The sequence below is a fragment of the Neorhizobium sp. T7_12 genome (assembly GCF_002968535.1).
GTDB classification, from domain to species: Bacteria; Pseudomonadota; Alphaproteobacteria; order Rhizobiales; family Rhizobiaceae; genus Neorhizobium; species Neorhizobium tomejilense.
The window spans coordinates 110262-137172 of sequence record NZ_PVBK01000008.1; the positions used below are offsets into that span (position 1 = coordinate 110262).

Genomic DNA, 26911 nt, shown 5'->3' on the forward strand with positions numbered 1-26911 from the left:
CGGCGGCGGACGACGTCCTGAATTTTCTGCAAAACCAGGCCCGCAGTCATCAAAGGGCGCCAATTGATGGGGTCTCCCCCAGCTGCACCGCCGCTTGCCGCCTCCAGATAAGGCTTCGTTAACTGCGCTGCGAGGATGCGCAGGACGACCGGCAGATCATCGCCGAAAACAGCACCGGGTGGTGCCTCGGGGGACCGATCCGAGATCTTCTAAGGCCCGCGGTCTTGCCAGATTGGAGCCCGTGACAAATTTCAGCCCGAATGTAACGGTCTTAGATAGCGCGCTCGGCCGAGGCCAGTGTGATCGTCTTGGCGGGAGCCATAGGGTCAAATCCTGTTACGGGAGGTCATTCGATACGGCAGCGCACTGCCGTCAACCCGGAGCCCGACAAACGTCAGAGGCTTGTAATTCTTTGAAAAGGCAGGGGCAAAAACATGGCGACGTTCACGGTTGTTATCCCATTTTTCCAAAAGGAAGCCGGCATTCTCCGCCGCGCACTGAAATCGATTTTCGATCAGAGCTATCAGGACTTCGATATCGTCATTGTCGACGACGAGTCGCCCCTTTCCGCAGATATGGAGCTTCAAGGCATTGAAGATGCTTGGAGATCCCGCATCCGCGTAATCCGCCAGCAGAACGGCGGGCCGGGTGCGGCACGCAATACCGGTCTCGATAACATACCCGCTGCCACCCGTTACGCGGCGCTTCTCGATTCGGACGACGTCTGGCTGCCGGATCATCTGAAGAATGCCTTTGAGAGCATGACCCGCTTCGATGCGGAGTGCTACTGGGCCTCGATGCAGGCGAGCGACGAATTCTACTACCACTTCGGCATGGCCGAACTCGAACAGACGGAAGGCGGTACGCGGCTTTCTGAAAGCCCGCTCCTGATCGAAATGCCGGATCTCGCGAGCGTCATGCTGAAGAACTGGAGCTTCCTGCATCTCTCCTGCATGGTCATCGCCCGGCCGGTCTTCGAGACGGTCCGTTTCGAACCCTCGCTGCGGCTGGCGGCCGAAGACGTGCTGTTCTTCGTCGACTGCATCCTGAAATCGAAGCGAACCCTGCTCTGCGACGAAGAGGGTGCGGTCCGTGGCATGGGTCTCAACATCTTCCACAGCATCGACAATCGCTCGCCGCAGTTCCTGCGACAGCAGTTCAATACCTGGGTGGCCCTCGATACGCTGGAGGAGCGCTTCCGCTCCCGCCCGAGCGACGTTGCCTCGATCGCATCCTACAAGAACACGGCCCGGCGGCAGGCCCTCTGGAGCCAAGCCGGGCGGGTGAAACGCCGCCAGGCGCCGGACCTCGGCCTGCTCGCCCGCTGGGTGATGCGTGATCCCGCGCTGATCCGGGCAGCATTCGAACTCGGGGCCGGGAAGCTCGGCCGCAACGCACGCTAAATGCCTGTGTTTCCTTTTAATTTCATTATCCCACGGAGGCCCGCATGAAAGCGTACTACTGGGAATCGCATCACGGCAATTTCGGCGACGACCTCAATCTCTGGCTCTGGGATGCGCTGCTTCCCGGTTTTCGGGACGTTCACCCCGAGGTCCTGCTGGTCGGCGTCGGCACTGTCCTCAATCCGGTCCTGCTGCCTGCAGGCCAGAAGAAGCTGGTCATCGGCAGCGGCTACGGTTATGGCACGCCGCCTGATGTCGCCGACGCGGCGGAATGGGACGTGCGGGCGGTCCGCGGCCCGATGACGGCCGCCAAGCTCGGCATTTCGCCCGACAAGGCGATCACCGACCCGGCGGCGATGATCGCCGAGATGCCGGAATTCCAGAATCTGCCGAAAATCCACAAGAAGACCTTCATTCCCCATTGGGAATCGGCGGAATTCGGCATGTGGAACGCCGTCTGCGAGCCCGTCGGCCTCACCTATCTCGATCCGCGCGGCGAGGCCAAATCGGTCATCCGCCACATCGCCCAGTCGGAGCTGATCATCGCCGAATCCATGCACGGCGCGATCCTGGCCGATGCCTTCCGGGTGCCGTGGGTGGCCGTCAGCAGCTCCCGTTCCATCAACAATTTCAAGTGGAACGACTGGGCCGCATCGGTGGGGACGGTTTACGAACCTCGCTACGTGCCGGTCTCCACCCGCGCAGAAGCGGTGGCCAAGCGCTCGCGCTTCTGGGGCTTCAGCTTCGAAGGTCAGCGACCCGCACATGAGGCGGCGCCGGAGCCGCACAGCGGCGAGGTCATTACCCGGACGCCCTCGCGGACCGGCCTTCGCGGCATGGCGAAGCAGTTGCTTGCCGCTCCGTCGGTGCTGGCGCTCTGGCAGGCAAGCCGCGCGGAACCGCGGCTCAGCCCCGTCGAGGTTCTGGACGAGCGCAAGGAGAGGTTCCGGACGATGCTGGAAGGGATACGCCGCGATTATTTCTGAACGGCGGGTATGCCAGGCAGAAGATAGCGCATGCCGGCCGGCTGTGCCTGCGGCTTGGACGACCTGGCGCGCAGGAGATCAAGCTTGTCGAGGAAGATGCCTTTCGCGACCGCCGGCAGGACCTGCGGGCGGGAGAGCAGGTGCCGGATGGCCGCGCCGTTCCCCGCCTGCGACTTGATGTCGAGGAAAGCACGCAGCTCGTAGCGGTCGCGCGTATGGTCGCGATGCCGGACGATCACTGCCCTCTCCTCTTCGCCAAGCGCCGGATCTGCAAGGAGCGCGTCGTCCGCCTGGTAGAATTTGCGCAGGTCGTCGGTGTGATGCCGGCTGCTCAGCGAATCCTGGCGCACGATGGCGCCGTAGCCGCAATGCTCTATCACCTTGTAGCGCGCGCCCTTGGCGAGCGCCCGGGCATAGAAGTCGTAGTCCTCGCCGAAACGCATGTTCTCGTCGTAGCGGAGACCGTGGGCATCGAGGAAAGCCCGGCTCATCACCGGCTTCAGGAACCCGGTCTCGCCGCGTTTGACACCGCGCTTGGAGATGTTTCCTTCCACGAATTCGACGAGCGACATGGTCCGCGCCCGGGTCTCGAACCGTTCCGGACGGACGGGGCCGCTCGGTTCGTAGATGAAGGCGATATTGTCGGCGATGAGGTCCCAGCCCTCCTCTTCCAGCATCGGCGCGAACCGGCCGGGGAAAAAGAAGTCGTCGGCATCGAGGATACCGATCAGCGGCGCGCTCGATATGGCAATCGCATGATTGCGGGCGGCAGAGGGGCCGCGATTCTTTTCGAACGAAACAACGGTCAACCGCCCGGACTTGTCGTCGGCCTTGCGCGCGACATCGGCGGTGCCGTCGGTCGAGCCGTCATCGACCACCACCACCTCGCTGACACGAGCCTCGTTCAAGGCGGATTGGATTGCTATTCCAATCGTTTCCGCGGCATTCTTGACCGCGATGATGACGCAGATCGTCTGAGAAGCGTTTTCCGCCATAGCCCACTCCATGTTGCATCGCAACGCAACTATGGGCCCAGGAAAATGGCCCTCGTGTGAAACTGGCAGAAAAAAACGCGATTTCGTTCAGGTATCGCCGGCCGGGAGGTGCGGAGCGGGATCGGCACGCAGCCCGTCACGCCGGTTGCCGTCCTTTGAACTCTTGGCCGCCGCAGCGGCGTCCGAAGTTACGCCTGCATCCCGCAACTGCTTTTCACGGCGGACCAGATAGAGGATGGCGACGAAATATCCCGCCTGGATCAGGACGGCACAGATCAGGGTCTGTATAAATGCCGTATAGAGCGACCCGGTGATAAAGTACGCAACCACCGCGAACACGAGCAGAGTCCCTGTCATGCTGATAAAGACGCGCGGCGCGTACATGATCCTTCCTCCCGAACATAAATGTTCCGCTCTAGGCTTTTCAGGCTCCTCTCCCGATAAAACAACCATATGAGTCTGGCGGAGAGGATTCAAGTTTTCCGATCCCGATAGTGCCAGCTATTGGTGAAACTTTCGTAAGGTCCTTGAGGTTCCCGATAAATACTGCAGGCAATGGATCGATCTTTATCTCAGTACCACAAGCTTTCAGGCCTCGGTTTTGCCACATTTTTGCCGGGATTCGACCGGGTTGGAACGAAATCCGCGGCCAGTTCTCTCAACTCCCGTCAAACCCGATCAACTTTTGTTACAAAGCTCACCCGAACCCGCCAACCATTGTTGCGTTGCAGCATTGTATTGCGACGCAACAGGAGTGGGCCTTTGGTCCCAGACGGAAGCTACTTTGGTCCCCATCGCCAAGAAGCTGCGCGTTTTATGACTAGACGACCGACAGGAGAGAACGCGGGGATAAGTTTGGCCTAAGCTGCTAATATTGGCTACATGGCCAATTTTACACGCCTTCTACAGTATTGACTGTACTTTTGGCGTATATCTCCCAAGTTGTTCCCGCCCAATCGCGGGTTGGGGATCGCCCCCCACCCCCTGCCCGAGGCGGTTGACGGAAAAGTTTGATCTTCATCAAATTGCGAACACAGACTTATTATCACATTAACGCTCAATGACGCGCCGTAATGGCACCGACTATCGCAAAACCTAAGTGGAGTTCACTCTATGAAGTCAGCGACACGTTCGGCAGGTTCGCCGTTCTCAACGTCAGACCAAGCCCGCATGACTCTCCCAACCGGGGGCTTGGCAAAACGAAGTTTCGATATCACCGCCGCCGCCCTAGCCCTCATCCTGTTCAGTCCCATCTTCCTGATGATCGCGGCGTTGGTGAAGTTTACCGACCATGGCCCTATTCTTTATGGCCATCCTCGGATCGGTCATAACGGCCGCATCTTCAAATGCCTCAAGTTCCGCACGATGGCCGTAAATGGCGACGAAGTCCTGCGAAACCACCTGAAAGCCAACCCGCAAGCCGCGGAGGAATGGCGAGCGACGCGCAAACTCAAGGTCGACCCCCGCGTGACGGTTGTCGGCACCGTGCTGCGCAAGCTCAGCCTCGACGAGCTTCCGCAGCTTCTCAACATTCTGCGGGGTGAGATGAGTGTTGTCGGCCCTCGCCCTGTGGTCGACGAGGAACTGAACCTCTACGACAGCTTTGCAGCCTACTACCTGAGCACGCGCCCGGGCCTCACCGGGCTTTGGCAGATCAGCGGCCGCAATGACGTTTCCTATGACACCCGTATCGCGTTCGACACCCAATACGTCCAGAACTGGTCGCTCATCGGTGATGTCGCCATCATCGTGAAAACGATCCCCGCCGTCTGCATGGCGCGCGGCAGTTACTGATCATCCATTCCCTCTGCTGAGGCGTCGGCCCCTTGACGGGATCGGCGATTTTGGCGGGCTTCGAGCGCGGACCTGATTCCGCGCCTTTTGAAGGAAAAATCCATGCAGACACAAACCGCCTCCGCGAGGGGCCTGCGTGCTTTATGTTTTCTGGCCGGTGCGATCACAGTCGCTCTGGCCGGTAGCGCGACTGCGGACGAGGCCGGCTATCGCCTCGGCGTGATGGACAAGCTGCGCGTCCGCGTCGCCGAATGGCAGCCGGCCGACGGCACGATCCGCAACTGGGATGCGGTGAGCGGCGACTATACCATCGGGCCGACCGGCTCGCTCTCGCTTCCCTTCATCGGCGACCTCCCGGCGGCCGGCAAGACGGCGGGCGAGGTGGCGAAAACCATCGGCGAGGAATTGCGCGGCAAATTCGCGTTGCGCAACCTGCCGTCGGCTTCCGTGGAAATCGCCCAGTTCCGGCCGGTTTTCCTGGCCGGCGACGTGCATACGCCGGGCGAATATCCCTATACACCCAACCTCACCGTGCTGAAGGCCATCAGCCTCGCCGGCGGCCTTCTCCGGTCCGATTCGGGCCAGCGCTTCGCCCGCGATTTCATCAATGCCCGCGGCGACGCCTCCGTCTACGATTCCGAGCGCGCCCGGCTTCTCGCCCGCCGGGCCCGGCTGCTGGCGGAAGTCGCCGGCGCTACCGACCTGAAAGTCCCCCCAGAACTCAAGGACGTCAGCAATGCCGAAAAACTGATCGCTAGCGAAGCGTCGCTGATGAAATCGCGGCGCGACCGTTACGAGCTTCAGCTGAAGGCGCTCGGCGACCTGCGCACGCTGCTCGAGAACGAGGTCCAGTCGCTCAGCCAGAAGACCGAGACCCAGAAGCGGCAGCTGCAGCTCGTCAGCGAGGATCGCGAAAAGATGGCGAAGCTGACCGAACAGGGGCTGGCGACATCCAGCCGCCGCATCACCGCCGAGGAAAGAGCAGCGACTATCGAAGGCAACCTCCTCGATATCGACACCTCCACCCTTCGCGCCAAGCAGGATATCAACAAGGCGAACCAGGACGAGATCAACCTGCGCAACGACTGGGAGGCCCAGCGCGCCCAGGAACTGCAGAACACCGATGCCGAACTCGAAAAGCTCGGTCTGCAGCTCGGCACCAGCCGCGAACTGATGTCGGAAGCCGTGGCTCAGTCGGCCGAGGCGCTGAAATTCGACCCTTCGGGTAAGTCTGCCACCATCAAATACACCGTGGTGCGGGACGAAGGTCAGGGGCCGAAAGAGGTTGTCGTCGGCGAAAACGACAAGCTTATGCCCGGCGACGTCGTCAAGGTCACCGCCGAGCTCCTGATGCAATGAGGATCGCATGAGGATTGCCAAATCTGCGCTGATCGATCCGGCCCGCAATGAAGTCTACGGCGTGGCTGCGGTCGCGCTGTCCTTCTTCGTGTTCGCCTATTCGAGCCGGTTCGGGCAGATTTCGATCCTCGCTTATTACGGCGTCTGGTTCCTGCTGCTGCTCGCCGATTATCGGCGGGCTCTCGGCAACTACCTCAAATATCTCTGGATATTCGGGTTTGCGCTGTTCTGTTTCATTTCCGCCTTCTGGTCGCCGGCCTTCGGCATCTCGCTGCGTACCGCGATACAATACCTGACCCATGTGGTCTGCGCGCTGATCGCCATGCGCACGATCAGCGTGCTGACATTGACCCGCGGCGCGATCGTCGGCACGGCGATCGTGCTTGTGTTTTCCATGCTGTTCGGAACCTACCTTTACGACGCGATCGACGGCAGCTACAGTTTCGTCGGCGCCTTCTCCTCGAAGAACCAACTCGGCTTCTATGCCTCGCTCGGCCTTTTCTTCGCGGCATCCTATCTGCTCATCTGGCGGCAGAAAGGTCTCTGGTTGATCGCCTCGGGCGGCGTCGGCCTGCTGAGCGCCTATTGCCTTCTCGCCTCTCAATCGGCGACCTCCGCCATCACCACCGCCGGCGTTCTGGCGCTTTGCGTCGGTTATATGCCGGTCGCCCATCTTTCCCCCAATCACCGCAAGCTGCTGGTCGCCGGACTGGTGGTGATTGGAGTGGTCGCGATAGTCGGGGCGCTCCAGATCGGTGCCATCGACGCGGTCCTCGGCATATTCGGCAAGGATTCGACGCTGACGGGACGGACCTATCTCTGGCAGCAGGGAATCGAGGCTATACGCGAAAACCCGATTCTGGGCACCGGTTATCAGGGTTACTGGGTTCCTGGCTTCGCCGACGCCGAGAGACTGTGGGACGACTTCTTCATCACCGCCCGCAGCGGGTTCCATTTCCACAACACGTTCATCGAAGTCGCCGTCGAGACCGGCCTCGTGGGGCTCGCCCTGCTCTGCATGATCATGCTGACAAACGTCTTCGGCCATCTGAGCGCGATGCTGAGCCGCAACCGCGATTCCGGATCGACGCTGTTATGTGCGCTGAGCGTTCTGTTGTTGATCCGGGCCTTCGTGGAGGTCGACGTGCTTTTCCCCTACCAGATCGGCTCGTTCCTGATGTTCTACGCCGCCGGCAGGCTGACCCTTCGCCAGAAGTCCGCCGCATTGACCTACCCCTCCAGGCCCCGGCGGACCATCATCGCCTGAGCTTTTCGAAAAGGTGTTCGGCGAGCCGGAGCGCCAGCGCCACGGCCGGCAATGTCGGGTTGGCATGACCTCCCGTCGGGAACAGGCCGCTGCCGGCGAGATAAAGATTGCCGATGCCATGGACGCGGCAATCGGCATCCGTCACGCCATCGTCAGGGTTGCCGGACATGCGGCTGAGGCCGATCTGGTGATAGCCGTCGAATGCCTGGCTCAACACCGCCTGCCGCCGCTGGTGAGCGTCATGCAGATATTCCAATCGGCCAAGCCCCGTTCGGCGTAACCACATATCGAGAATCTCGTGCGATTTCAGGACCGAACTCAAGTCCTGTTCGGTCACTTGATAGTCGACGACGAGACCAGCCTGGGTGCCCACTCCGCCCTGAGGCTGCAGGTAGACCCGGCTTTCCGGATTGGGCACCTGTTCGGCATGGTAGCGAAGCAGATAGCGGCCTTTCGGATTGATGAGCGTGCGCCACGGTTCGATGCGTCGCTCCAGCATGTTGAGAACCGATCCGAATAGATCGAATGCCGCCCGGCGATCGGTGCGGATATTCCGCCAATGCTGTTGGCGGTCGATATTCTCAGGTCCCCTGGCCGTCGGCGCCAAGCCGTTCGAGAGGCGGCGGTAGAGACCGAACATCTTCAGGAACAGATAGATGAGCGATAGCGCACCCGAGCCATGCGCGGGATCGGCAACCGAAATCGCGTCGATCCAGAAGACGCAGTTGAGAAGCTTTTCCTCCGCCTGGACCGCCGGCGTGATCTGCAGCCTGCGACGGAAGATATAGTTTTCGTCGTCGATATTGAAGGCGAAGTGGCTCGCGAGCCTGGGCTTGTCGAATTGCAGCACGGCAACGTAGCCGGTGAGGTGCCCCTGGTAGAAGCGGCCAAGCGGACCGTCGGGACCACCCAGTGCCTCCGGCCGCCTCTCCCGCAGGGCGAGCAGCAGGCGAGCATTTTCCAGCCCTCCTCCCGCGAGGACGAAAGTTCTTGCCGTGATCTGGCTTTCCTGCCCGGCGCTGTAGGTCGTGAGACTTTCGACACGCGCGCCGGACGCATCGAGCGTGATGCCGGCGACGGTGGCGTTCACGAGACGAATACGCGTGGACGCCTTGAGCCTCTCTCCATAAATCGGCCCGAGATCCGGAGACCGGCTCCAGCGCTCCAGCGCGTTCGTATCAATCCTATTGTCCGAGACGCCGCCCGGCTCGAAGGGAGGCTCGTCGGCATTGCAGTTGAGGAATGTCAGCGCCTCCGCATAGTGGCGGCGAAGCTCCTCGTGGGAAATTGGCCAACCGGAAAACGGCACATGATCCCGCACCGCGAAATCCAGTTCGTCGAAAGCGACGCACCGACCGCCCCAGAGCGCCGACGCACCGCCGATGCCCGGACGGGACATCGCCATCGAAGGCGCATGATGGCCGTTGGTGAATTCGATCTCGCCGGCACCGGCGTCTTCCGCCGCTCCGCCCGCGCCCATTTCAAGCAGGGTTACGGTGAGCCCGAGTTTCTCCAGCTTCAGAGCGAGTGCCAACCCGACGGGGCCTGCGCCGACGATGCAGACATCCGTCGTTTCCGTCTCAAAATCTGCTGAAGTCATGTATGCCTTTGAGAGAGAACCCCGGATCACCAGCAGATAGAGCAGGCCTGCAGAAATGGAACTGCCCATTCGGATGAGGCTCGGGGAATTCTCGGCTTCCGACATCGAGCACTGATGCTTGAGCTATGGAGCGCCAAACCCAGGTTCCTGATCGCCCGTATCGGCTAGGCGACGCTTTGCGAGCGCGTCAGCGGAGCAATCGACGCCGACCGACCTGCCGAACGGGCAACGCGGCCCTCGACCGGGTGAGCCGGATCGGTGAAGCCGGGCGTCGACGGGTGGCCGGTTGCGACCAGACGATCGACCAGCGCCTCGTCCTCTGCGTCCAGCTTGACCTCGAGAGCGCGGACATAACCGTCCCAATGCTCCTCGGTGCGCGGACCGGCGATCGCCGATGTGACGAGCTGGTTGTTGAGCACCCAGGCGAGCGCAAAATCCGCAGCCGCAATCCCCTTCGCTTGTGCGTGCTCTGCGATCTGCCTGGCGATCGCGATCGATTCCTCGCGGAACTCCACGTCGTGCATGCGCTTGTCCCCACGCCCGGCGCGCGTATCGGCGGCCGGCGCCTCCCCGACATTGTACTTGCCGGTGAGGATGCCGCGCGCGAGCGGGCTGTAGGAAACTACGCCGAGACCATAAGCGGCAGCGGCCGGCAACTGCTCGGCTTCCGCGGTGCGGTTGACGATGTTGTAGAGCGGCTGGCTGGCGATCGGCCTGTCGATTCCCAGCTGGTCGGCGAGGTGGGATACCTCGGCGATACGCCAGCCGCGGAAATTCGAAACGCCGAAGTAACGCAGCTTGCCGGCCTTGATCAGATCGGCGATGGCCCGCATCGGCTCATCCAGAGGTGCATCGAAAACGGAACGGTGGAAATAAAGGATGTCGATATAATCGGTGTCCAGATTGCGCAACGAGTTCTCGACCGTCTGGAAGACCCATTTGCGCGAATGGCCGCCCTGGTTGGGTTTGTTATTGTGAAAATTGACGAACTTCGTCGCCACAACCCAATCGTCGCGATGAGCCTTGATGCCGCGCCCGACGACCTCCTCCGACTTGCCATCGTGGTAGACGTCGGCGGTATCGATAAAATTGATCCCCTGGTCCCGCGCCTTGTCGATGATGCGCAAAGCCACGTCGTCCGGCGTCTGGTTGCCGAACATCATGGCACCCAGCGTCAGCGGCGAAACCTTGAGGGCGCTGCGGCCCAGATAGCGATACTCAACCATGTAAAATCTCCCGGTCTATCCGTTGGATAATATTCGGCTGGCAGTGTCCGGGAAATAGCCCACATCCGAAAGGTCGCCGCTCACCAAAAGACAAGAGAAGCCGAACTCCTTTTTCGTATCGACCGGCAGATTGAGGATTTGCTCCCGGATGGGCGATATCTGGCGCCGGTACCAGGTGCGTCAAATCCGGTCAGAAGCTGACCGCCTTCGGCTCGATGGCCACCAGCCGGCCGCCGTCGACCTTGTAAAGCCCGATCTTGCGCTCCGCCATTCCGCTTGGAGTGAAACGGAACAGGCCCGTCACGCCTCGAAACCCCGTCTTCGTCGTCAGCGCTTCCGGTGTCAGCGCCGTTGCACCCTTGCCTCGGACGATGCCGGCAGCGACCGCTATACTGTCGTAACCCTCCGCGGCATAGACCGAGAGAGAACGCTTGTTGAAGCGGCGATATCGCTCGCCGATCAACAGCGAGGCGTCCGGATCGGCCGCAGCGATAATGACATTGGCGGCAGCCGGATCGGCATAAAGCTCTATTGGCCAGTGGCTGGTTCCGACCACGGCCAGTTTGCCGAAAGACGCCCTGACACCCTTGAGAATGGTTCCGACCGCCGCAGAGTCTCCCATCAGCACCACGGCACCCGCATCGTCGAGCAGGACCTTGTTGCGGGTAAGCAGGTCGCCAAGCGGCGCGGCTGGATCATAACGGACCACGCCGATCAGCGCGCCGCCGGCCTGGCCGACCGCGGATCTCAGACGTTCCTCGTCGACCCCGGCTATGCTGCTGGGCGTCAGAACGACAACTCTCTTGTGGCCGGCGGCGATGACCGGGCGCACGCCCCGTGCAACACTCGCCACCTCGTCGAACCCGAAATTGAAGACGTTCGCGCCGGCCACAGGGCTTGAAAGATTGATCAGCGGCGGGCGCTGATCGGCCGGAATAGCAGCAATCGCCGCCGTCGTCGCCTGCGGCGCATAGCTGATCAGCAGACCGGAATTGCGTGCTCTTGCAGCGGCGAGCGCCGGAGCCACGGCAGCCGGCCCTTCCGCGACGTCGATCACCTTGATCTTCATGACGCCGGCATCGTCAAGTTCGCCGATGGCGAGTGCCGCACCGTCACGTATGTCGCGCGCAGCGCCCTCATAGATGCCGTTCGGCGCTTTGGTGAGAAGCACGGTGACTTCCGTCGAGCCGCGCCCGAATGTTTCCTCAACTACGGATGGCGGCGGCTTCAGCGCCTTGTCGTCGAGAACCTTGTCGGCAACCGACGAGGACTCGCATCCGGACAGGATGGCGACGGCCAACAAACCCAGCAGCGACATGCGTATCGGACGCAGGCGCGTCGTCATCCGGAAGGCCTTATGAGTAACGTCGGCGAGATCTGAAGGGTTAAAAAACGAACGTCCTTGGGGCATTTCCTGGACCACTCTGCGGCCTTCTTGGTTGTGGCAACGCCATGCTATCCCAGACAAAAATCATTAACAAGCACCCTGGTATAAATATAAAATTTTATACGTTTTATCTCAAATAACTTATTTATAGATTATCTATCTTCAAAAACCAGAAATTCAGCAGCGTTTGCTAGCATATCTCTATCAGGGGAGATAAAAAATGGCGAACAAGAAGAATACTCTGAAAATCGCAATCGCTACAGCTCTCACGTTACCATTCATTGCTTCCGCAGCAATCTCTGCTCCAACCGCAAACCAACAGTTTCCGACCAATACTGGAGCCGGAGTGGCGGTTATCGGAACTCATATCCTGGAATATCTTCCGACGCCGCTCTCCATCATGGCTTCGCTTGCGTTCCGGAACCTACAGGTTGCCGCAGCATTTCAGACATTCAGCCAGCTCGGCTCGACGATCGCTCTGCCCGCGGCAAGACCTGCGAATGTAGTCGAGGTCGCAATCAAGCCGGCCGACCTGTCCCCATCCAAGCGCGTAGAGCCGACAGCGCCCAACGGCGCCGTGTTCGATACGGTCGCCATCCCCTTCAAGCGGCTTGCCGCCTTGAAGAAGCTCGCGCCCGCCCTTGAAGAAATGGACAGCGGCACTGCGGTAAAATGCAACGGCAAGGGCTGCAGCCCGGCCTTCGCCGCCATCCAGCTCGTCGGCCTGAACACGTCGCAATCGTCGATCCGCGACAAGCTCAACGCCGTCAATGCCGCGGTGAACCAGTCCATTCGCTACCGCACCGACCAGGACGCCTACAAGGTTACCGACCGTTGGAGCACGCCCCGGGAAACGCTGAGCCAGCAGCAGGGCGACTGCGAAGATTTCGCGATCCTCAAGATGGCGGCACTTCGCGCGGAAGGCATCGACCCCGACCAGATGTCGATTGTCGTCCTGTTCGACCAGAAGCGGCACTTCTACCACGCCGTTCTTTCGGTCGAAGCTGGCGGCAAGTTCTTCATCCTCGACAACATGCGCAACCAGGTTCTCCTGGATACGCAGCTTCCCGACTACATGCCGCTTTATTCGATCAAGGGCGACAAGGGTTTCCTGCACGGCTCCCGCCGCAAGGACCAGAAGGTCGCGATGGCAACGCCGCTGGAAAAGATTGCGCCAGGCGAAGGTGTAAACTTCTAAGCTTTATGGGCCGGGATGCGATGCGCTCCGGCCCTGGATTGTCAATAACGGGAAATATAGCCGATCAGCATCGGCTTCTCGTGTGCCGGGGCAAGGGCCAGATTGATCTGCCCCTTGATGACCTGTCTGGCGCAGGAAATCGTGAAGCCGGTATTCAAGGTCTTGCCGCGATTCATCTGCAGCGTATCCATTGCGTCTTCGATCTGCGTGTCGATCGAGAACTTCAGGGTCTTCATCAACTGCGACGTATCCTCCCCCACCAACCGCTGCCGCAGCATGACAAGAAACGGTTCGTTGAAGAACTGCAGCCGCTTTTCACGGGTCAACACGACCGTCGGGGACGGCGACGCCTGAACCAGCGCACCGAGATTTTCGAGCGACGAGACTTCCTCGACCGTCGCAAGCCGTCCAAGCGCCCATTTGAGGCTGAGGACGCGCAGCAGCGAGGTGAGATTGCCCCCCTCCGGCATCTGAGCCGCGGTATACTGAACCAGATCGCCGGTGGTTATCTTGCCTGCCGCCGACATGCGGCTGAGGCCTTCCCAATAGATTTTCTCGAGCCTGATACCGCGGCGCTCGCCATTGCGCGCCACGACCGCGCGAAAACGCGGCTCGACTTCTTCCTTGTCGATGATCGGCAGCGGATCGCCCGCAGGTTCGATGCCGGACATTGAAAGCGCACCTGATTTCATTGGAGGGCTCTACCGTTCGGTAAGCGCATCGGAACGCGCCCGATTGATAGGCTTCATGAGATAGCTGAGGACTGTCTTGCGGCCCGTCATGATTTCGGCGGACGCAATCATGCCAGGAATGATCGGATAGAGCTTGCCGTTGCGTTCCAGCTCGGACTTGTTGGTCTTGACCTGGACGAGGTAGTAGGTCTCGCCCTTTTCCTTCTCAACGATACTGTCGGCTGAAACGTTGGTCACTTCGCCGTCGAGCCCGCCGAAGATCGCGAAATCATAGGCCGTGATCTTGACGATGGCCGGCTGCCCGCGGCGGACGAACGCGACATCGCGCGGTGATATGCGGGCTTCGATCAGCAGCGTGTCGGCCGTCGGAACGATGCCGGCAACCACACGGCCCGGATCCACATAGGCGCCGATCGTATTGACTTCCAGGGTATTGACGATGCCATCGACCGGCGAGCGAATATCGGTGCGCTTGACGCGGTCCGAAGCGCCGCGGATCGTTTCATCGATGACGGAGAGCTCCGCAAGAGCCTGCGCCTTGTCGGTCAGGGCCTGCTGGCGGATCGCCAGGGAAATTTCCCCGACCTGGAGCTTTGCTTCTTCGACGGCACCACGAAGACGTATCAGGCTTTCCTGATAGACCTTGAGCTGGCCTTGCTGGTCCGTAAGCTGGCTTTCGATCGTCAGAAGCTGTGTCTGCGAGACCAGTCCTTTTTTGGCCAGGGGGCCGTAAAGATCGCGCTGCCGCGTCGAGGCGGCGATATTCTGTTCAAGCCGATCGATGTTGGCATTGGCTTCGCTGAGTTCGTTCTGCCGCTGCTTCATGCGCTCCTGAAGCACATCGAACTTGTTCTTGTAACTGGCCTTGTTGGCCTGGAACAGCCGGTCTTCGTTGTCGCAGACGTTCTTGGCGACCGCCAGGACATCGGCCGGACATACGAATTGCTGGTCGTATTCGCCTTTTTCTTCCATCTGCAGGCGCGCGATCTTGGCGCCGAGCGCCCTCGCCTTGGCAACGGATTCGCCGAGCGTGGATTCGGTTGTCGTATTGTTCAGCTGGACGATCAAATCCCCCTTGCGGACGACCTGGCCGACCTGAACAGCTATGTCCTGGACGACGCCGGCTTCGGAAGACTGGATGATCTGCGTCTTGGAAACGGGAATGACCTTGCCTTCGCCGCGGGCGATCTCGTCGATCTCCGCAAGCGCTGCCCAGGCGAGGAACGTCGCCATGCAGGCCGCCACCAGACCGACCAGCATGCGGGCGAAGAACGGGGGATTGTCGTGAACGCCTCTGCTCACGGCTTTGCTCCCTTGCGCTGCATCGCCTCGAGCACGGCCGCCTTCGGCCCGTCGGCGACGATGCGGCCCTTGTCGATCACCACCAGCCGGTCGCACAGTTCCAGCATGCTGAAACGATGCGTGGCGATCAGCAGCGTCGTCTCGCGGCTGAATGCGGTCGAGAGCTTGGCGAGCAGATGGCGCTCGCTTGCAAGGTCCATGGCGCCCGACGGCTCGTCGAGGAAAACGATCTTGGGCTTGGTCAGGAGCAGGCGGGCAATCGCCAGAGCCTGTTTCTGGCCACTGGAGAGGTTGCTGCCGCGTTCGCCGACCGGCATGTCAAAACCGCGCGGATGGTTGGAAACGAACTCGTCGACGCCGGTCATGCGCGACACATGCAGCAACTCCTCGTCCGTCGCATCGGCGCGGCCGATCAGCAGGTTTTCCTTCACCGTCCCCGAGAACAGATCGGACGATTGTCCGGCGACCGCAACCGCCGAGCGGACTTCCGACATGTGATACTGGCGGATGTCGACGCCGTCGATCAGCAGGCGACCATCGGACGGCAGGAAAAGGCCGTCGAGAAGGCGGCCGAGTGTCGTTTTGCCCGAGCCGATGCGGCCGATGATCCCGACCCGCTCGCCAGGAGCGACGGTCAGCGAAAGCTGATTGATGACCTTGTAGTCAGATCCCGGATACTGAAAGGAGACGTTCTGGAAGCTGAAGCCACCCCGCTTGATCTCCCGGTTCACGAAACCCACCGTGGAGGGACGATCCTCCGGCTGTTCCATGATCTTGTCGAGGATCTTGAGCGACGTCATCGCCTGCCGGAAACGGGCAAGCGCCATCGCGATCTGGCCAAGCGGCGCCCCTGCGCGGCCTGCCAGCATGACGGTCGCGATGATCGCGCCCATTGCCAGATGGCCCTCGGAAAATTCGTAAGTGCCGGCAATCACGATCAGAACGCTGACCATCTGCTGGACAAGATTGGTGAGATTTACGGCATTCGAAGAGACATGCTTGATTTCCTCGCTGGTGCGGCTCGAGAGCTTCATCAGCTCCTGCCAGCGGCGCAGCATGCCCGCTTCGGCGCGAAGGCTCTTTACTGTCTCGATGGTCGAAATCGTCTCGACCAGCAGCGCCTGGCGACGCGATGCTTCGTTGGTGGCGGCCGCCATGCGGTGGCCGATCTTGGCCTGGGCATGCAGGCCGATCAGCACCGACAGCACCAGCGCCACGGCCGGGATCACCACAAGCCAGCCTGAAAGCATGTAGATCACGATCAGGAAGATGAACACGAACGCCGTGTCGATCAGCAGGCCGACCGTGTTGGAGGTGAAGAACTCACGGACGAATTCGTACTGCGTGACGCGGTTGGCATATTCGCCCGTCGACAGCGGACGCGACGCGAGCGTCGAATTCAGCACCTTGTCGAAGATCATCTGGGAAAGACGCAGATCCGCGTTTCGCCCGGCATGATCGATGAGCGCGGCGCGGGCGGTCTTCAGGAGGAAATCGAACGTGTAGGCAAGCGTGATGCCGATGGCGAGCACCCAGAGCGTCGGAAACGCCTTGTTGGGAAGCACGCGGTCATAGACGTTCATCGTAAACAGCGGCGAGCCGAGCGCAATCAGGTTGATGAACAGCGCGGCCATGATGACGCGCATATAGGTGCGCCAATAGGGAACCAGCGCCCGCAACAACCAGTGTCGGCGCTCGATTTCTCCAGCCGCGCCGACCGAGGCATTGTCGGACGCGTTCTGATAATAGAGCGTGAAGGCAAAACCGAAGCTCGGCTTTAGCGCCACGAGATCCTGACGCGTCAGCTTGACGGGATTTCCCGAGGCCGGAACCAGATCCGTGACGTAGTTTCCATCGACATCGGTCTCCAGCAGCGGCAGGACGCCGCCGTTCTCGAAGACGATGATGGCGGGACAATCGAAATTGCCCTCGCGACACTCGCGTTCGCCATGGCGGATGACTTCCAGCCCGATGCGCTGCGCCAGATGCTCGACATCGTCCAGTTCAAGAGATTCGGAAATCTCATCCGGCAATCCGGAAAACAGGACGATGTCTGATGTCGGGCGCCCGTAAAAACTCGCAACAGACCTGAATGCAGTTTTAAATGTCCGAAACGGCGTCGTGTCTGCGTGGTCGAGCTTTACGTTGAGCATTTGGTCCTTGCCAATCCGTTACTGTCGGATCGGCGCCAGGAGATCCATGGGCATGCCAGCCTTTTGACGGGAGTCAACTTCGACATAGCCAGGATTCGTGACGCCACCCGGGACAGCAAACTCATTCCGGGCATACGCCTCAGCCTGACCGACGGGCTTCAGCTTCATCGACTGAAGCAGGCTGCCCGATGCGGCCAAGATCTTGTATTCGGCGAAAAGCGAAGCAAATCGTGCGGTTTCCGCAAGAATGCTGGTGTTGAAACGGGTGTTCTGGGCATCCAGCACGTCGAGAAGCGAACGCTGATTGACCTTGAACTGCTCGCGATACGAGGAAACGAGGCTGCCGTTCGTCGAGGACTGGCGCGCCAGGATCGTCGACAACTCGCCGCGGCCGCTGCGCTCGTTCCATGCGGAGCGGATGGACTCCTCAACTTCGCGATGGGCCTGCGCCAGACCGTAACGCTGTTCGCTGGCGCGACGGATCTGCTCCTGCTCGCGCGCCTGGTCGATACCGCCGCGATAGAGGTTCCAGCGGGCGGTGACGCCGACCTGAACGTCGTTGGTATTGCCCTGGTTGCCATCGATGTCGTTACCGACACGTGCGCTACCCTGAAGATCGACCTTCGGCAGATAATTGGCGCGCGAACCGCGCACACCGGCATCAGCCGCATCGACATCGGCATCGGCCGCGTGAATCTGCGGGCTGTTCTTCTTGGCGATGAAGATCGTATCGTTGAGCGTCTTCGGGATGAACTTTGCGAGCGACACCGGCACCTTGACCGGACCGATCGGCTCTCCGACCGTCTTCAGGAAGCGGATCTTCGTGAGTTCCAGCTCTTCCTGGGCTTCGCGCAACCGGGCCCGTGCCGCCTCGAGGCGCTCACGGCCCTGCAGACGGTCGGCGTCGGTCAGGGCACCGCCCTGGATGCTGGCGCCGATATCGCCGAGAATCTGGTTGTGGGCAGCGACGTTCTGCTGGGCGATGCCGACGATCTTGGACTGGAGGATATACTCGAGATAATCTTGAGTGACCTGAAGAGCCAGCGACTCGGACCGCTCAACAACGCGGAACGAAGCGCCATCAACGCGCGATGCCTGCTGCTCCACTTGGGAGCGGCGGCTGCCGCCGTCAAACAACGTTTGAGTAATCGTCAGGCTCGTATCCGAGCCTTTGAAGTTTTCGTAGTCGCGGGTCAGCGTTCCGGTACTGCTGTTGGACAGTCTACGGCGACTTACACCTGCCTGCAAATCTATCGAAGGAAGATAAAGACCTCGCGCCTGCCGCAGCTCAAACTCGACTGCCTCACGGTTTTCTACCGCCTGCATGATTTGCGGATTGGTTTTGAGAGTCTTTGCTACCGCCTCATCGAGCGTCATCGCGTTGGCAGGTGCGCTAAACACAACTCCCAAGGCTACAGTCGCCAACAGCGTTGCTAAAATTCTTGTGCTCTTAAACAATCGGAAGCCCCTCGCCGATTAAAATCCCATCTCGGCATTCATATACTGCGGCGATTTCGTTGGGAAGTATTATCATTTCTAATTCAGCGGCCCAAGCCTGCTTCCGATATTCATCGTTCTAGGGTTAATTACCAAATTGAAACCATCCATCCATTTGTTTTTTAACAAAAAATTCATAAAACCAACCGATTGGACGTAAAAGTAGATAATTCCGTCCGTTTCCACAGGCGTATACATTTACCTCCTGTGTAGCCGCCGGGACACATGGAGATCTGCTCTTTCCGGTATGGCGATACACGCGCTCCACGTCTGCCAATTGTATAAATCTAGAACAGTCGCTGGCCGTTCAAATTGTTTAGCAAGACATTACTTAAACAAGAAAAGGCGCTTGCGCGCCTTTTCTCTGGTTTCCAGCTTGCAACACTCTTCACTTTATACGTGCGAGATGTTGGCCGAGTGCTTGTCGTCGTCGAAGAGGATCTTGACGGCTTCTGTGTGATTCTGAAGCACGGCGACATCCTTCCAGCTGTCGGTCGCGACCTGGACGCTGACGGTCGTGTCGTTGCCGGCAATCGTGGTGCGAACATTCGCGGCAGCCTCTTCACCCGTTGCCTGATGACCAAGCAGGGTGTCGAGAAGCTTCGAAACATCGACCGCATCACCTTCGTTCGACTTGTAGTCGGTGATGATGTCGGCCATGTCGAGTTCGTGCAGGGCCGAAGGATCGAGCACGAACGTATCCGCGCCGGCACCGCCGGTCATCTGCGTCAGGCCCGGCATGGCGGCGAGGATATCGTCACCATCCGTTCCGACCAGCACGTGGTCGGGCGCATCGCTGAACAGAGTGTCGAACCCGACCTCCACGAAGGAGCCGGTCGAACCGTCTGCGTAGGTGAACGAGCCCTCAGCAAACAGTGACTGACCGTCGATATAACCTTCCGCACTGTCGGCATCGAGCGAGATGCCGGTGATGCCGTAGTCGTTCAGCCCCTTCAGCTCGCCCTCGTCGCTGACGCCATTGCCGTTGGCATCCTGCCAGACCAGCAGCTTGTCGAAGCCCGTGTCGGACGCGTCGATCTTGCCGTCATGATTGACGTCAAGCGTCGAAAGCGCCGCCACACCGCCGGCATGGGTGCCACCGGCAAAGTTCGGGGTGAAGATTTCCGAACCGTTGTCGATCTTGCCATTGCCGTCGACATCATAGGCAAGGATGCCGTCGGTCTTGGTCCAGGCCACCTGATCCTTGTGGCCATCGGCATCGATGTCGAACTTCACGCCGTCATCGACGGATGTGAAGGCGAAGCCGTTGCGGTCGAGATCGAGGATGATGGGGTCGGTGCCACCGGTGGTAAAATGGCTAGAACTCAGGTTACCATAGCCAACGTTATCGATCGTCATGATGTGGTCGAGGGTGAAACCTGAGGTGTTTGCCGCCAGATCACCGCCGTTGCTAATGCTACTGCCTATGGTCATCAGATAGATACCGGCATCAGCAGGATTACCGCCACCCGTGTTAGTATTCGAGTAGATAACAACGACATAAGTACCAGCGCCGATGTCATCGATTGCACTAGCAATAATCGCCTTCAACGAACCAGACGAAGTGCTTGTATCGTTGTTGAGATCAGAGCTCACAAAGCTCGGATTAAGCAGCGCGATCACCTTTGTGGTGCTTGATATGTCACTGTTAGTACTTATGATCTGGCCGAAATTAAATCCATCATAAACATCGTTACCGCCTACCTTGATAACGATCTTGTCAAAATTCGAACCCGTCCTGAAGCCATTAACCGTTGCAAAAGTGCTGCGCCCTCCCTCAACGGTGTCATGATTGAATACAAGCGTATCCGATGCGGCGTCACCAGCGCCAAGGTTCACTGTCCATGTCTTATCCGACAAGACACCTGCGTTGATAACGACCTTATCGCCACCTGCTCCGGCATTTACCGTCCCGCCGCCCTGGCTTGCGGTAATTGTGTCGACATTGGCTGTGCCGTTAATCGTGATATTCTCGCTTTGCTTGCCTAGATTAAGACTACCGGCCGAAGTCATGGTTACGGTCTGAAGATTAGCGATACCGCTATTCCCCAACGTTACATCGGTGAAGCCGCCAGCCACCATCAGTGTATCCGCGCCAGTGCCGCCATCAAGGAGGGTGTCGTTGACGGCGCCGTAAATGGTGTCGTCGCCGCCGCCAGCGCTGATGCTGTCAGCGCCGGAACCGCCGGTGATCATGTCGCCGCTACCCGAGCCGGTGATGGTGAAATCTTCCGTTTGGTTCGAAATGTTGAGCAAACCGTTGTCGGCCATCTCAATCTTCTCGATACCGATTATCTGACCGTCGCCGGAACTCGCAAAATTAGAGCGTACCTTCAGCGTGTCCGTTCCGCCGCCGCCGCTTAGCAACGTGTCGTTGCCGGCGCCGTAAATGGTATCGTCGCCACCACTGCCTTTAATGCTGTCGGCAAACTCCGATCCGTTGATGACGAAACCTTCGCTCTGGTTCGTCAGGTCGAGAGTTGCAGCGTTGAAGAGCCTCACCTGCTCAATGTCGACGATCTGAGCGTCGTCCCTGCTTTCAAAATCAGCAAAGAGTGCAAGCGTATCGATTTCGCCTAAACCGCTCCCACCATCGATGACAGCGTCCTCCTGGTCGGCGACGAATGTATCGTCGCCTTGGTTGCCGAACAGAGAATCCGCTCCCAACCCACCGACGATGAGATCATCGCCCTGATTACCGCTGATATTGTCTATCCCGCCATTGCCGAACAGCAGATCCTCTCCGCTGCCACCGGTTATCGTCTCAGATGCCGCAGAGCCCGCAACGATGTCGTTGGAATTGCCATTTCCACCGCTCAGACCCGATTGAATGTTGTAATAGTCATAGCCCAATGAATACCCCGCGTAAGACGCTCCACCGAATTTGATCTCCTCGACGGCGTGGGCATCGGTAAATTGGTCGATCGCCGTGATTGTCCGGCTTGCGGCAGCGTCACCAAAAACGATCTCCATATTGTTATGCGAGCGCATGAAGTTCAACGTGGACAATTTTACTCCACCGGAGTTCACGTTTATCCAATCACCCTGGTTATCTGTCGTCCCCCTCACCGAAAGATTGTCGAAAGGAGTACCTACGCCAAACGAATACGGTGAGGGATCTCCGTAGTCGTCATAATTGCTGTTATCCATATTGATCGTCATCGTATTCGGCACCGCATCCGAAGCGCCGGATGAATCCCTGACCGAGAAGGTGAAGCTGGCGTCGCCAGAGGATCCCCGCACATCATCTTTCGGCGCCCAAGTCAGCATGCCCGCATCAATCTGCGCTGCCGTCACAAACAGCGAACCAGTGATCTCGGTATTGCCCAGCATGAGCTGGCCGGCCGAAGTCGTAGAAACATTGACGGTCACGCCCGCAAAGGCATGCTGGTCCGGATCCGAGAAACCGAAATCGGCTGCCTTGAAGACATAGGTCACATCCTCGACGATCTGGATGGTTTTGTTCGTGCCGGCCGGCGGTTGAGTTGCCGGCACAATCGCATCGAGGTTGATCGCGAGCGTTGCCGTGTCGGTATCGCCGTCGCCATCCTTCAGCGTGTAGGTAAACGTATCCGTACCCGCCGCATTGGAGGTGCGGGTATAGGTATAATCGCCATTTTCCTGCATCACCAGGGTGCCGTATTGTCCGGCCACGCTGAATCCGCCGTTGGCGTCGTTATCGACGGATCCGTTGTAACCCGACAGACCGGCAATCTTTGCACCGTCGGCACCCGGAATATCATCGCCGACGCCGTCGCTGGTTGTCCCGGAACCGCTGATCACATTGCCCGCGGCCGAAGGGTTGGTGCCGGCTGTATCGGTATCGTTGTTCGCATTCGGCACATCGTCGGAGACCTGCAAGGTAACGATCTGCGTGACGCTATCCTGATCATGATCGCCGGCAACGACGCCAATGCTCCCCAGAGCCTTCAGGTCATCGGCGATACCCGAATGCGCGTCGTAATTATCGACCAGCGTTGCAGTCACCGTGACAGAACCTGTCTGGTTTACCGCGATCGATAGCGGAGCGGAGAGCGCCAGAGTTACGATCTTAACCCCGCCACCGTCGTAGCCTTCGATCAACGCATCGGTGACACGCATCCAGGTCAGACCTCCGCCAAGGGACGCCATGTCGCTTGCAAACGCAAAAGTCGTCAGCGCATCCGAGCCTGCAGTGAAGGAGACCGTGCTCGAAGCAGAGTCGGACACAGAGGGTGTCGTGCCATCGGCAAGGTTCTGATCGTCGAGCGTCAACGTGATACCCGAGCCAGATTGTGACGGGTTCGTTCCGTCGCTGATGGCAATGGTGTGGTCGTCGGTGGCAAAATCACTGTCGCCATCCGTCACCTTCAGGGAGAAGGTCACCGTCTGCGCGAGATCGTTGTCAAGGTTGGCGGCGGCAACAAAGTGCCACGTTCCATCTGCATTGACGGTCAGCGTGCCCTTGCCGGTGTCAATCGCCTGGCCAAACGCATAATTCGCACCGTTGAAGGCAACCACTGTGGAGCCGCCCGTGGCGTCCGCACCAAAATCTTTTGCCCAACTGCCATCCAGCACGCTCAGTTCAGCAACGCTCGTTGCACCGCTGATGGACACGCTCGGGCCATGATCGGCGAACTGGATGTTGCCGCCCAGATCGATGATCGCACTGTCGGTCCTGGTGTCGCCGTCGCCATCGGTGATGGTCGCAGAAGCCGTGAGCTTCACCCGGTTGTCGGCCAGTGTAGCAAGCTGAGATGCATAAGATGAGGAAGAAGCATCGCCAGCATGATCGATCTCGCATGCTGGTTCAGCGTCACCACGCCAGATGTATCGACTGAAATGGAGAATACAGCTTTCGAAACCGCCTGGCCGAGCACAGTCGTGGTCGAACCGTAGACAACGCCGTCGATCAGGAACAGGTTGATCTGCTGCCCGTTGCTGTCAAGGCCGGAATCCGCACCGTTCGAACCATAGAGGCCGAGCTGGTAGCTGAGAGCCGAAACGGAGCCGGCGCCGTCTGCCCCGTGGGACTGCGAGGCGATCGAGAACACGCTGCCGAACGCCGCCGAACTGGTCGCCGTGTCCGTGTTGCTGCCGATCGTATCCCCATCCTGCGTCTTCAGAACGACATTCGTGTCCGAGCCCGCCGAAACGTCGATGCTCGGGCCATGATCGGCGAACTGGATGTTGCCGCCCAGATCGATGATCGCGCTGTCGGTCCTGGTGTCGCCGTCGCCATCGGTGATGGTCGCAGAAGCCGTGAGCTTCACCAGGTTGTTGGCCAGTGCGGTGACCTGGCTTTCATACGAGGACGACGAACCGGGGCCGGCATGGTCGATCTCGCCATGCTGGGTCAGCGTCACCACGCCAGATGTATCGACTGAAATGGAGAATACAGCTTTCGAAACCGCCTGGCCGAGCACAGTCGTGGTCGAACCGTAGACAACGCCGTCGATCAGGAACAGGTTGATCTGCTGCCCGTTGCTGTCAAGGCCGGAATCCGCACCGTTCCAACCGTTGAGGCCGAGCTGGTAGCTGAGAGCCGAAACGGAGCCGGCGCCGTCTGCCCCGTGGGACTGCGAGGCGATCGAGAACACGCTGCCGAACGCCGCCGAACTGGTCGCCGTGTCCGTGTTGCTGCCGATCGTATCCCCATCCTGCGTCTTCAGAACGACATTCGTGTCCGAGCCCGCCGAAACGTCGATGCTCGGGCCATCGTCCTCGAAGGCGATCCTGTCGCCGATCGAAACCGACTTGGTGACCACGTCGCCATCGTAATCGGTGGCGGTCAGAACGGCGGAGATCTTCCCGAAGAGATTGACGCCCTCATCCGAAGAGGCATTGTTCGGATGCTTCAGCGACAGATATTCCGCCACGCTGACGCGACCGTCGTCGTCGATGGCGATCGCGAAGGCCGCCATCCCGTTGGCTCCGCCAACGCGGCCGACCACGACTTCTTCCTCCAGGTACAGATAGATTTTGGCACCATCGGTGGTCATCAGGCCGGAATTAATGCCGTTTCCGCCGTCGACCCGTAAGGTCAGTGCAGTGGAGACATTGTCGTCCGCACCACCCTTGACCGAGATATCGACTACGTCGTCGCGGGCATAGATCGGCCCGCCGAGATCGGCGTCCACGCCAAGGTTGTCAACGCCGGCGAACAGGCTGCCGATGCTGCCCGCGTTGATGTTATCGTCCCAAAGGCCGGACGTTTCGTCGATCGTCACCGTCTTATCGGTGAAGATCGCGATTTCCGGCACGTCGTCGGTGATGGTGATCGAGAACTTGCCGCCGAGGCCGATTTGGTCGCCATCGCCGTCGGTCGCCTGGATCACCGCGCCGAAGTCGATGGCGGACAGGCCCTCAGGGGTTCCGTTGTCGAGCGCATTGGTCTGGCCCGTGACGTGGTCGAGCTGGTCGTACTGCTGGTAGGTAAATTCGCCGGTGGTATGATCGAGGGTGAGGGAGAAGACCGGCCGGTCGCCCCAACCGATGCCGGCACCGCCGGCGACATTCACATAGGCCACCAGGGCGTCGCCGACCATCGCATAGGAGAGCGTGTCACCCTTCGAGGTCAGGGCCAGCGCCTGCATCTTGGCCGCTGCATCGGTGACAAAACCGAAACCGCCGCCGGCTGCTGCGCCGTCAGCGCCGAAGGCGACGACCGAGGCGATCGAGCCGGACACGGTCGCCGCATCGCCCACACCGATCCACGAGAAGTCCGAGGTGGAACCGTCGGCGGTTCCATCGTTTGGATGCGTGCCGGACGACAGCAGGTTGGAGATGTCGTCTTCGTCGGCAGTGGCCGATACCTTCGCGCCGGATGCCACCGGGCCGTCATCACCGATCTCGATCGAGAACGAACCGGTATCGGAATCGCCATCCTTGTCTGTGACCGTGAACGTAAAGTTCAGTCGCAGGGCGTCATCGGCACCGATCTCACCGAGATCCGGATGGTCGAGAGGCTGCGACTGCGTGTAGGTGAAGGCGCCGGTGGTCGGGTTGGTGACCGTCAGCGTGAAAACGGTGACCGTGGTCTCGCCGACGATGATCGTGCCGGTGACCGTCAGGCCGTCAGCCGAGGTCGATACCGTGACGGCCTGACCGCCGGACGTGAGCGGCGCGGCAACACCGCTGCCGGTCCCTTCCGCCATATCGAAAGTGCTCTGGTAATTCACCGAGGAGACAATGCCGAAATCGTCACCGCCGTCGAAACCGAGCGTGCCCGTGATCGTCTCGTTGCCGATAACGTCATCGGCCAGAACCGATTCGGCGAAGATGAACGGCGAACCCATGTCGAAGGCGTCCGGCTGATCGTCCGCCGCCGTCCGGTCGTCAAGCCCTCCGCCATCGCCAAATTCCGTATCGCCGAGCAGCGAGGCCAGCTGAATGGGGCCGTTCTGGCTCCCCTGGATCGAGTCGTCGAATTCAGCGCCGGAACTGTCCGGGCGTCCGCTGGCGCTAAACGATCCGTCCGGGCCGGCTGCGACGTTGATGCCGCTGTCTTCCAGGGCGGCGAAGAGCACCTGCTGGGGTACCTCCACCTCGCCGATCAGCATCGTCGGGATCTTGGTCGCGCCGTTGACGATGACGATCTCGGTTCCGTCCGCCTGCACCAGGATCAGGTTTGCGCCGTCGACCCGGATATCGTCGATCGATACACTCGTCGCCAGATGAACGATGTTGTTGACGTCCGGGGTCACTTCCGCAGCCGGGGCTGCTGGAGCAGCGGCCGGCGCATTTGGATCGGTCGGGACGCGGCCCGTCGTCGGGGTGCGACCATCACCGGCCTGCGCCACCTGGATCTCATGCTCGATCGGAGAAGGCGTAGAAGAGGCTGCGATCTCTTCCTGGATTTCCGACGAGAAATTCTCAGTCAGATTTTCTTCCGAGATGTTCGACAGGCGCGGATCTTCAACGGACATGACTCTAACCCCCAATAAAAACTGTGCCGCAATCAACTCCGCCCCCAAATATAAAGCAAGACTTCCTTAACCTTCGCGATATAGCCGGTTATGTGTCGGGAACGGATTTATTGACAGAAGGTTAACTGGGGCGGCGGAAGACGTA

Annotated in this window: 17 protein-coding genes; 6 read left to right on the forward strand and 11 right to left on the reverse strand. The window is 59.9% G+C overall.

Features of this window, described 5'->3' with window-relative positions:
* Positions 1–434: 434 nt before the first annotated feature.
* A complete protein-coding gene (locus C5J26_RS18580; protein WP_105403099.1) occupies positions 435–1403 on the forward strand; it encodes a glycosyltransferase family 2 protein in 969 nt (322 codons plus the stop codon).
* 44 nt (positions 1404–1447) lie between these two features.
* Positions 1448–2389 (forward strand): polysaccharide pyruvyl transferase family protein, encoded by a 942-nt coding sequence (locus C5J26_RS18585; RefSeq protein ID WP_105403100.1) that lies wholly within the window; start codon positions 1448–1450, stop codon positions 2387–2389.
* Here C5J26_RS18585 and C5J26_RS18590 read toward each other — a convergent pair.
* Entirely contained in the window at positions 2380–3384 is a 1005-nt protein-coding gene (locus C5J26_RS18590; protein ID WP_105403101.1) for a glycosyltransferase family 2 protein, read from the reverse strand. The genes C5J26_RS18585 and C5J26_RS18590 overlap by 10 nt on opposite strands.
* Before the next feature lie 87 nt (positions 3385–3471).
* A complete protein-coding gene (locus C5J26_RS33595; protein WP_105403102.1) occupies positions 3472–3768 on the reverse strand; it encodes an exopolysaccharide production repressor protein in 297 nt (98 codons plus the stop codon).
* A 729-nt stretch (positions 3769–4497) separates the two neighbouring features.
* Here C5J26_RS33595 and C5J26_RS18600 point away from each other — a divergent pair.
* The 3 genes from C5J26_RS18600 to C5J26_RS18610 all read left to right on the forward strand — a co-directional run bounded on the left by C5J26_RS18600 (position 4498) and on the right by C5J26_RS18610 (position 7804).
* Positions 4498–5178, forward strand: coding sequence for a sugar transferase (locus tag C5J26_RS18600; protein ID WP_046634162.1), 681 nt, complete (start codon positions 4498–4500; stop codon positions 5176–5178).
* A 102-nt stretch (positions 5179–5280) separates the two neighbouring features.
* The gene (locus C5J26_RS18605) at positions 5281–6537 is read left to right on the forward strand and encodes a polysaccharide biosynthesis/export family protein (RefSeq protein ID WP_105403103.1); all 1257 of its coding nucleotides are present in this window, start codon (positions 5281–5283) and stop codon (positions 6535–6537) included.
* 7 nt (positions 6538–6544) lie between these two features.
* A complete protein-coding gene (locus tag C5J26_RS18610) occupies positions 6545–7804 on the forward strand; it encodes an O-antigen ligase (protein WP_105403104.1) in 1260 nt (419 codons plus the stop codon).
* On the opposite strand, the gene C5J26_RS18615 is transcribed toward C5J26_RS18610, so the two are convergent.
* The 3 genes from C5J26_RS18615 to C5J26_RS18625 form a co-directional block, all read right to left on the reverse strand.
* Positions 7794–9404 carry a GMC family oxidoreductase gene (locus C5J26_RS18615; protein WP_105403183.1) on the reverse strand — a complete coding sequence of 537 codons (1611 nt, stop codon included), beginning with the start codon at positions 9402–9404 and terminating at the stop codon, positions 7794–7796. The genes C5J26_RS18610 and C5J26_RS18615 overlap by 11 nt on opposite strands.
* 164 nt (positions 9405–9568) lie before the next feature.
* Positions 9569–10630, reverse strand: coding sequence for an aldo/keto reductase (locus tag C5J26_RS18620; protein ID WP_105403105.1), 1062 nt, complete (start codon positions 10628–10630; stop codon positions 9569–9571).
* A 190-nt stretch (positions 10631–10820) separates the two neighbouring features.
* On the reverse strand, positions 10821–11975 hold the full coding sequence (locus C5J26_RS18625; protein WP_172745914.1) for an ABC transporter substrate-binding protein: 1155 nt from the start codon (positions 11973–11975) through the stop codon (positions 10821–10823).
* A gap of 388 nt (positions 11976–12363) precedes the next feature.
* Here C5J26_RS18625 and C5J26_RS18630 point away from each other — a divergent pair, with 388 nt between their 5' ends.
* On the forward strand, positions 12364–13215 hold the full coding sequence (locus C5J26_RS18630) for a transglutaminase-like cysteine peptidase (protein ID WP_245441197.1): 852 nt from the start codon (positions 12364–12366) through the stop codon (positions 13213–13215).
* Between the two features lie 41 nt (positions 13216–13256).
* On the opposite strand, the gene C5J26_RS18635 is transcribed toward C5J26_RS18630, so the two are convergent.
* From C5J26_RS18635 to C5J26_RS18660, 6 genes are all read right to left on the reverse strand, one after another.
* Positions 13257–13886 carry a ribbon-helix-helix domain-containing protein gene (locus C5J26_RS18635; RefSeq protein ID WP_233954151.1) on the reverse strand — a complete coding sequence of 210 codons (630 nt, stop codon included), beginning with the start codon at positions 13884–13886 and terminating at the stop codon, positions 13257–13259.
* A gap of 30 nt (positions 13887–13916) precedes the next feature.
* On the reverse strand, positions 13917–15167 hold the full coding sequence (locus C5J26_RS18640) for an HlyD family type I secretion periplasmic adaptor subunit (RefSeq protein ID WP_105403185.1): 1251 nt from the start codon (positions 15165–15167) through the stop codon (positions 13917–13919).
* Between the two features lie 38 nt (positions 15168–15205).
* Positions 15206–17362, reverse strand: a complete 2157-nt coding sequence (locus tag C5J26_RS18645) for a type I secretion system permease/ATPase (RefSeq protein WP_105403107.1) — start codon at positions 17360–17362, stop codon at positions 15206–15208.
* An 18-nt stretch (positions 17363–17380) separates the two neighbouring features.
* Positions 17381–18820: a TolC family outer membrane protein gene (locus C5J26_RS18650; RefSeq protein ID WP_105403108.1), complete on the reverse strand. Its 1440-nt coding sequence runs from the start codon at positions 18818–18820 to the stop codon at positions 17381–17383.
* A gap of 432 nt (positions 18821–19252) precedes the next feature.
* A complete protein-coding gene (locus tag C5J26_RS18655; protein ID WP_105403109.1) occupies positions 19253–23566 on the reverse strand; it encodes a cadherin-like domain-containing protein in 4314 nt (1437 codons plus the stop codon).
* The gene (locus tag C5J26_RS18660) at positions 23563–26766 is read right to left on the reverse strand and encodes a DUF5801 repeats-in-toxin domain-containing protein (protein WP_105403110.1); all 3204 of its coding nucleotides are present in this window, start codon (positions 26764–26766) and stop codon (positions 23563–23565) included. Before C5J26_RS18660 ends, C5J26_RS18655 begins: the two co-directional genes overlap by 4 nt.
* Positions 26767–26911: the final 145 nt, after the last annotated feature.

Coding starts and splice junctions, on each gene's coding strand:
- C5J26_RS18635 (WP_233954151.1), bottom strand. CDS start 13,886: ATGTCCGGCATCGAACCTGCGGGCGATCCGCTGCCGATCATCGACAAG.
- C5J26_RS18580 (WP_105403099.1), top strand. CDS start 435: ATGGCGACGTTCACGGTTGTTATCCCATTTTTCCAAAAGGAAGCCGGC.
- C5J26_RS18660 (WP_105403110.1), bottom strand. CDS start 26,766: ATGTCCGTTGAAGATCCGCGCCTGTCGAACATCTCGGAAGAAAATCTG.
- C5J26_RS18640 (WP_105403185.1), bottom strand. CDS start 15,167: ATGCTGGTCGGTCTGGTGGCGGCCTGCATGGCGACGTTCCTCGCCTGG.
- C5J26_RS18625 (WP_172745914.1), bottom strand. CDS start 11,975: ATGACGACGCGCCTGCGTCCGATACGCATGTCGCTGCTGGGTTTGTTG.
- C5J26_RS33595 (WP_105403102.1), bottom strand. CDS start 3,768: ATGTACGCGCCGCGCGTCTTTATCAGCATGACAGGGACTCTGCTCGTG.
- C5J26_RS18620 (WP_105403105.1), bottom strand. CDS start 10,630: ATGGTTGAGTATCGCTATCTGGGCCGCAGCGCCCTCAAGGTTTCGCCG.
- C5J26_RS18615 (WP_105403183.1), bottom strand. CDS start 9,404: ATGACTTCAGCAGATTTTGAGACGGAAACGACGGATGTCTGCATCGTC.
- C5J26_RS18645 (WP_105403107.1), bottom strand. CDS start 17,362: ATGCTCAACGTAAAGCTCGACCACGCAGACACGACGCCGTTTCGGACA.
- C5J26_RS18610 (WP_105403104.1), top strand. CDS start 6,545: ATGAGGATTGCCAAATCTGCGCTGATCGATCCGGCCCGCAATGAAGTC.
- C5J26_RS18600 (WP_046634162.1), top strand. CDS start 4,498: ATGAAGTCAGCGACACGTTCGGCAGGTTCGCCGTTCTCAACGTCAGAC.
- C5J26_RS18585 (WP_105403100.1), top strand. CDS start 1,448: ATGAAAGCGTACTACTGGGAATCGCATCACGGCAATTTCGGCGACGAC.
- C5J26_RS18590 (WP_105403101.1), bottom strand. CDS start 3,384: ATGGCGGAAAACGCTTCTCAGACGATCTGCGTCATCATCGCGGTCAAG.
- C5J26_RS18605 (WP_105403103.1), top strand. CDS start 5,281: ATGCAGACACAAACCGCCTCCGCGAGGGGCCTGCGTGCTTTATGTTTT.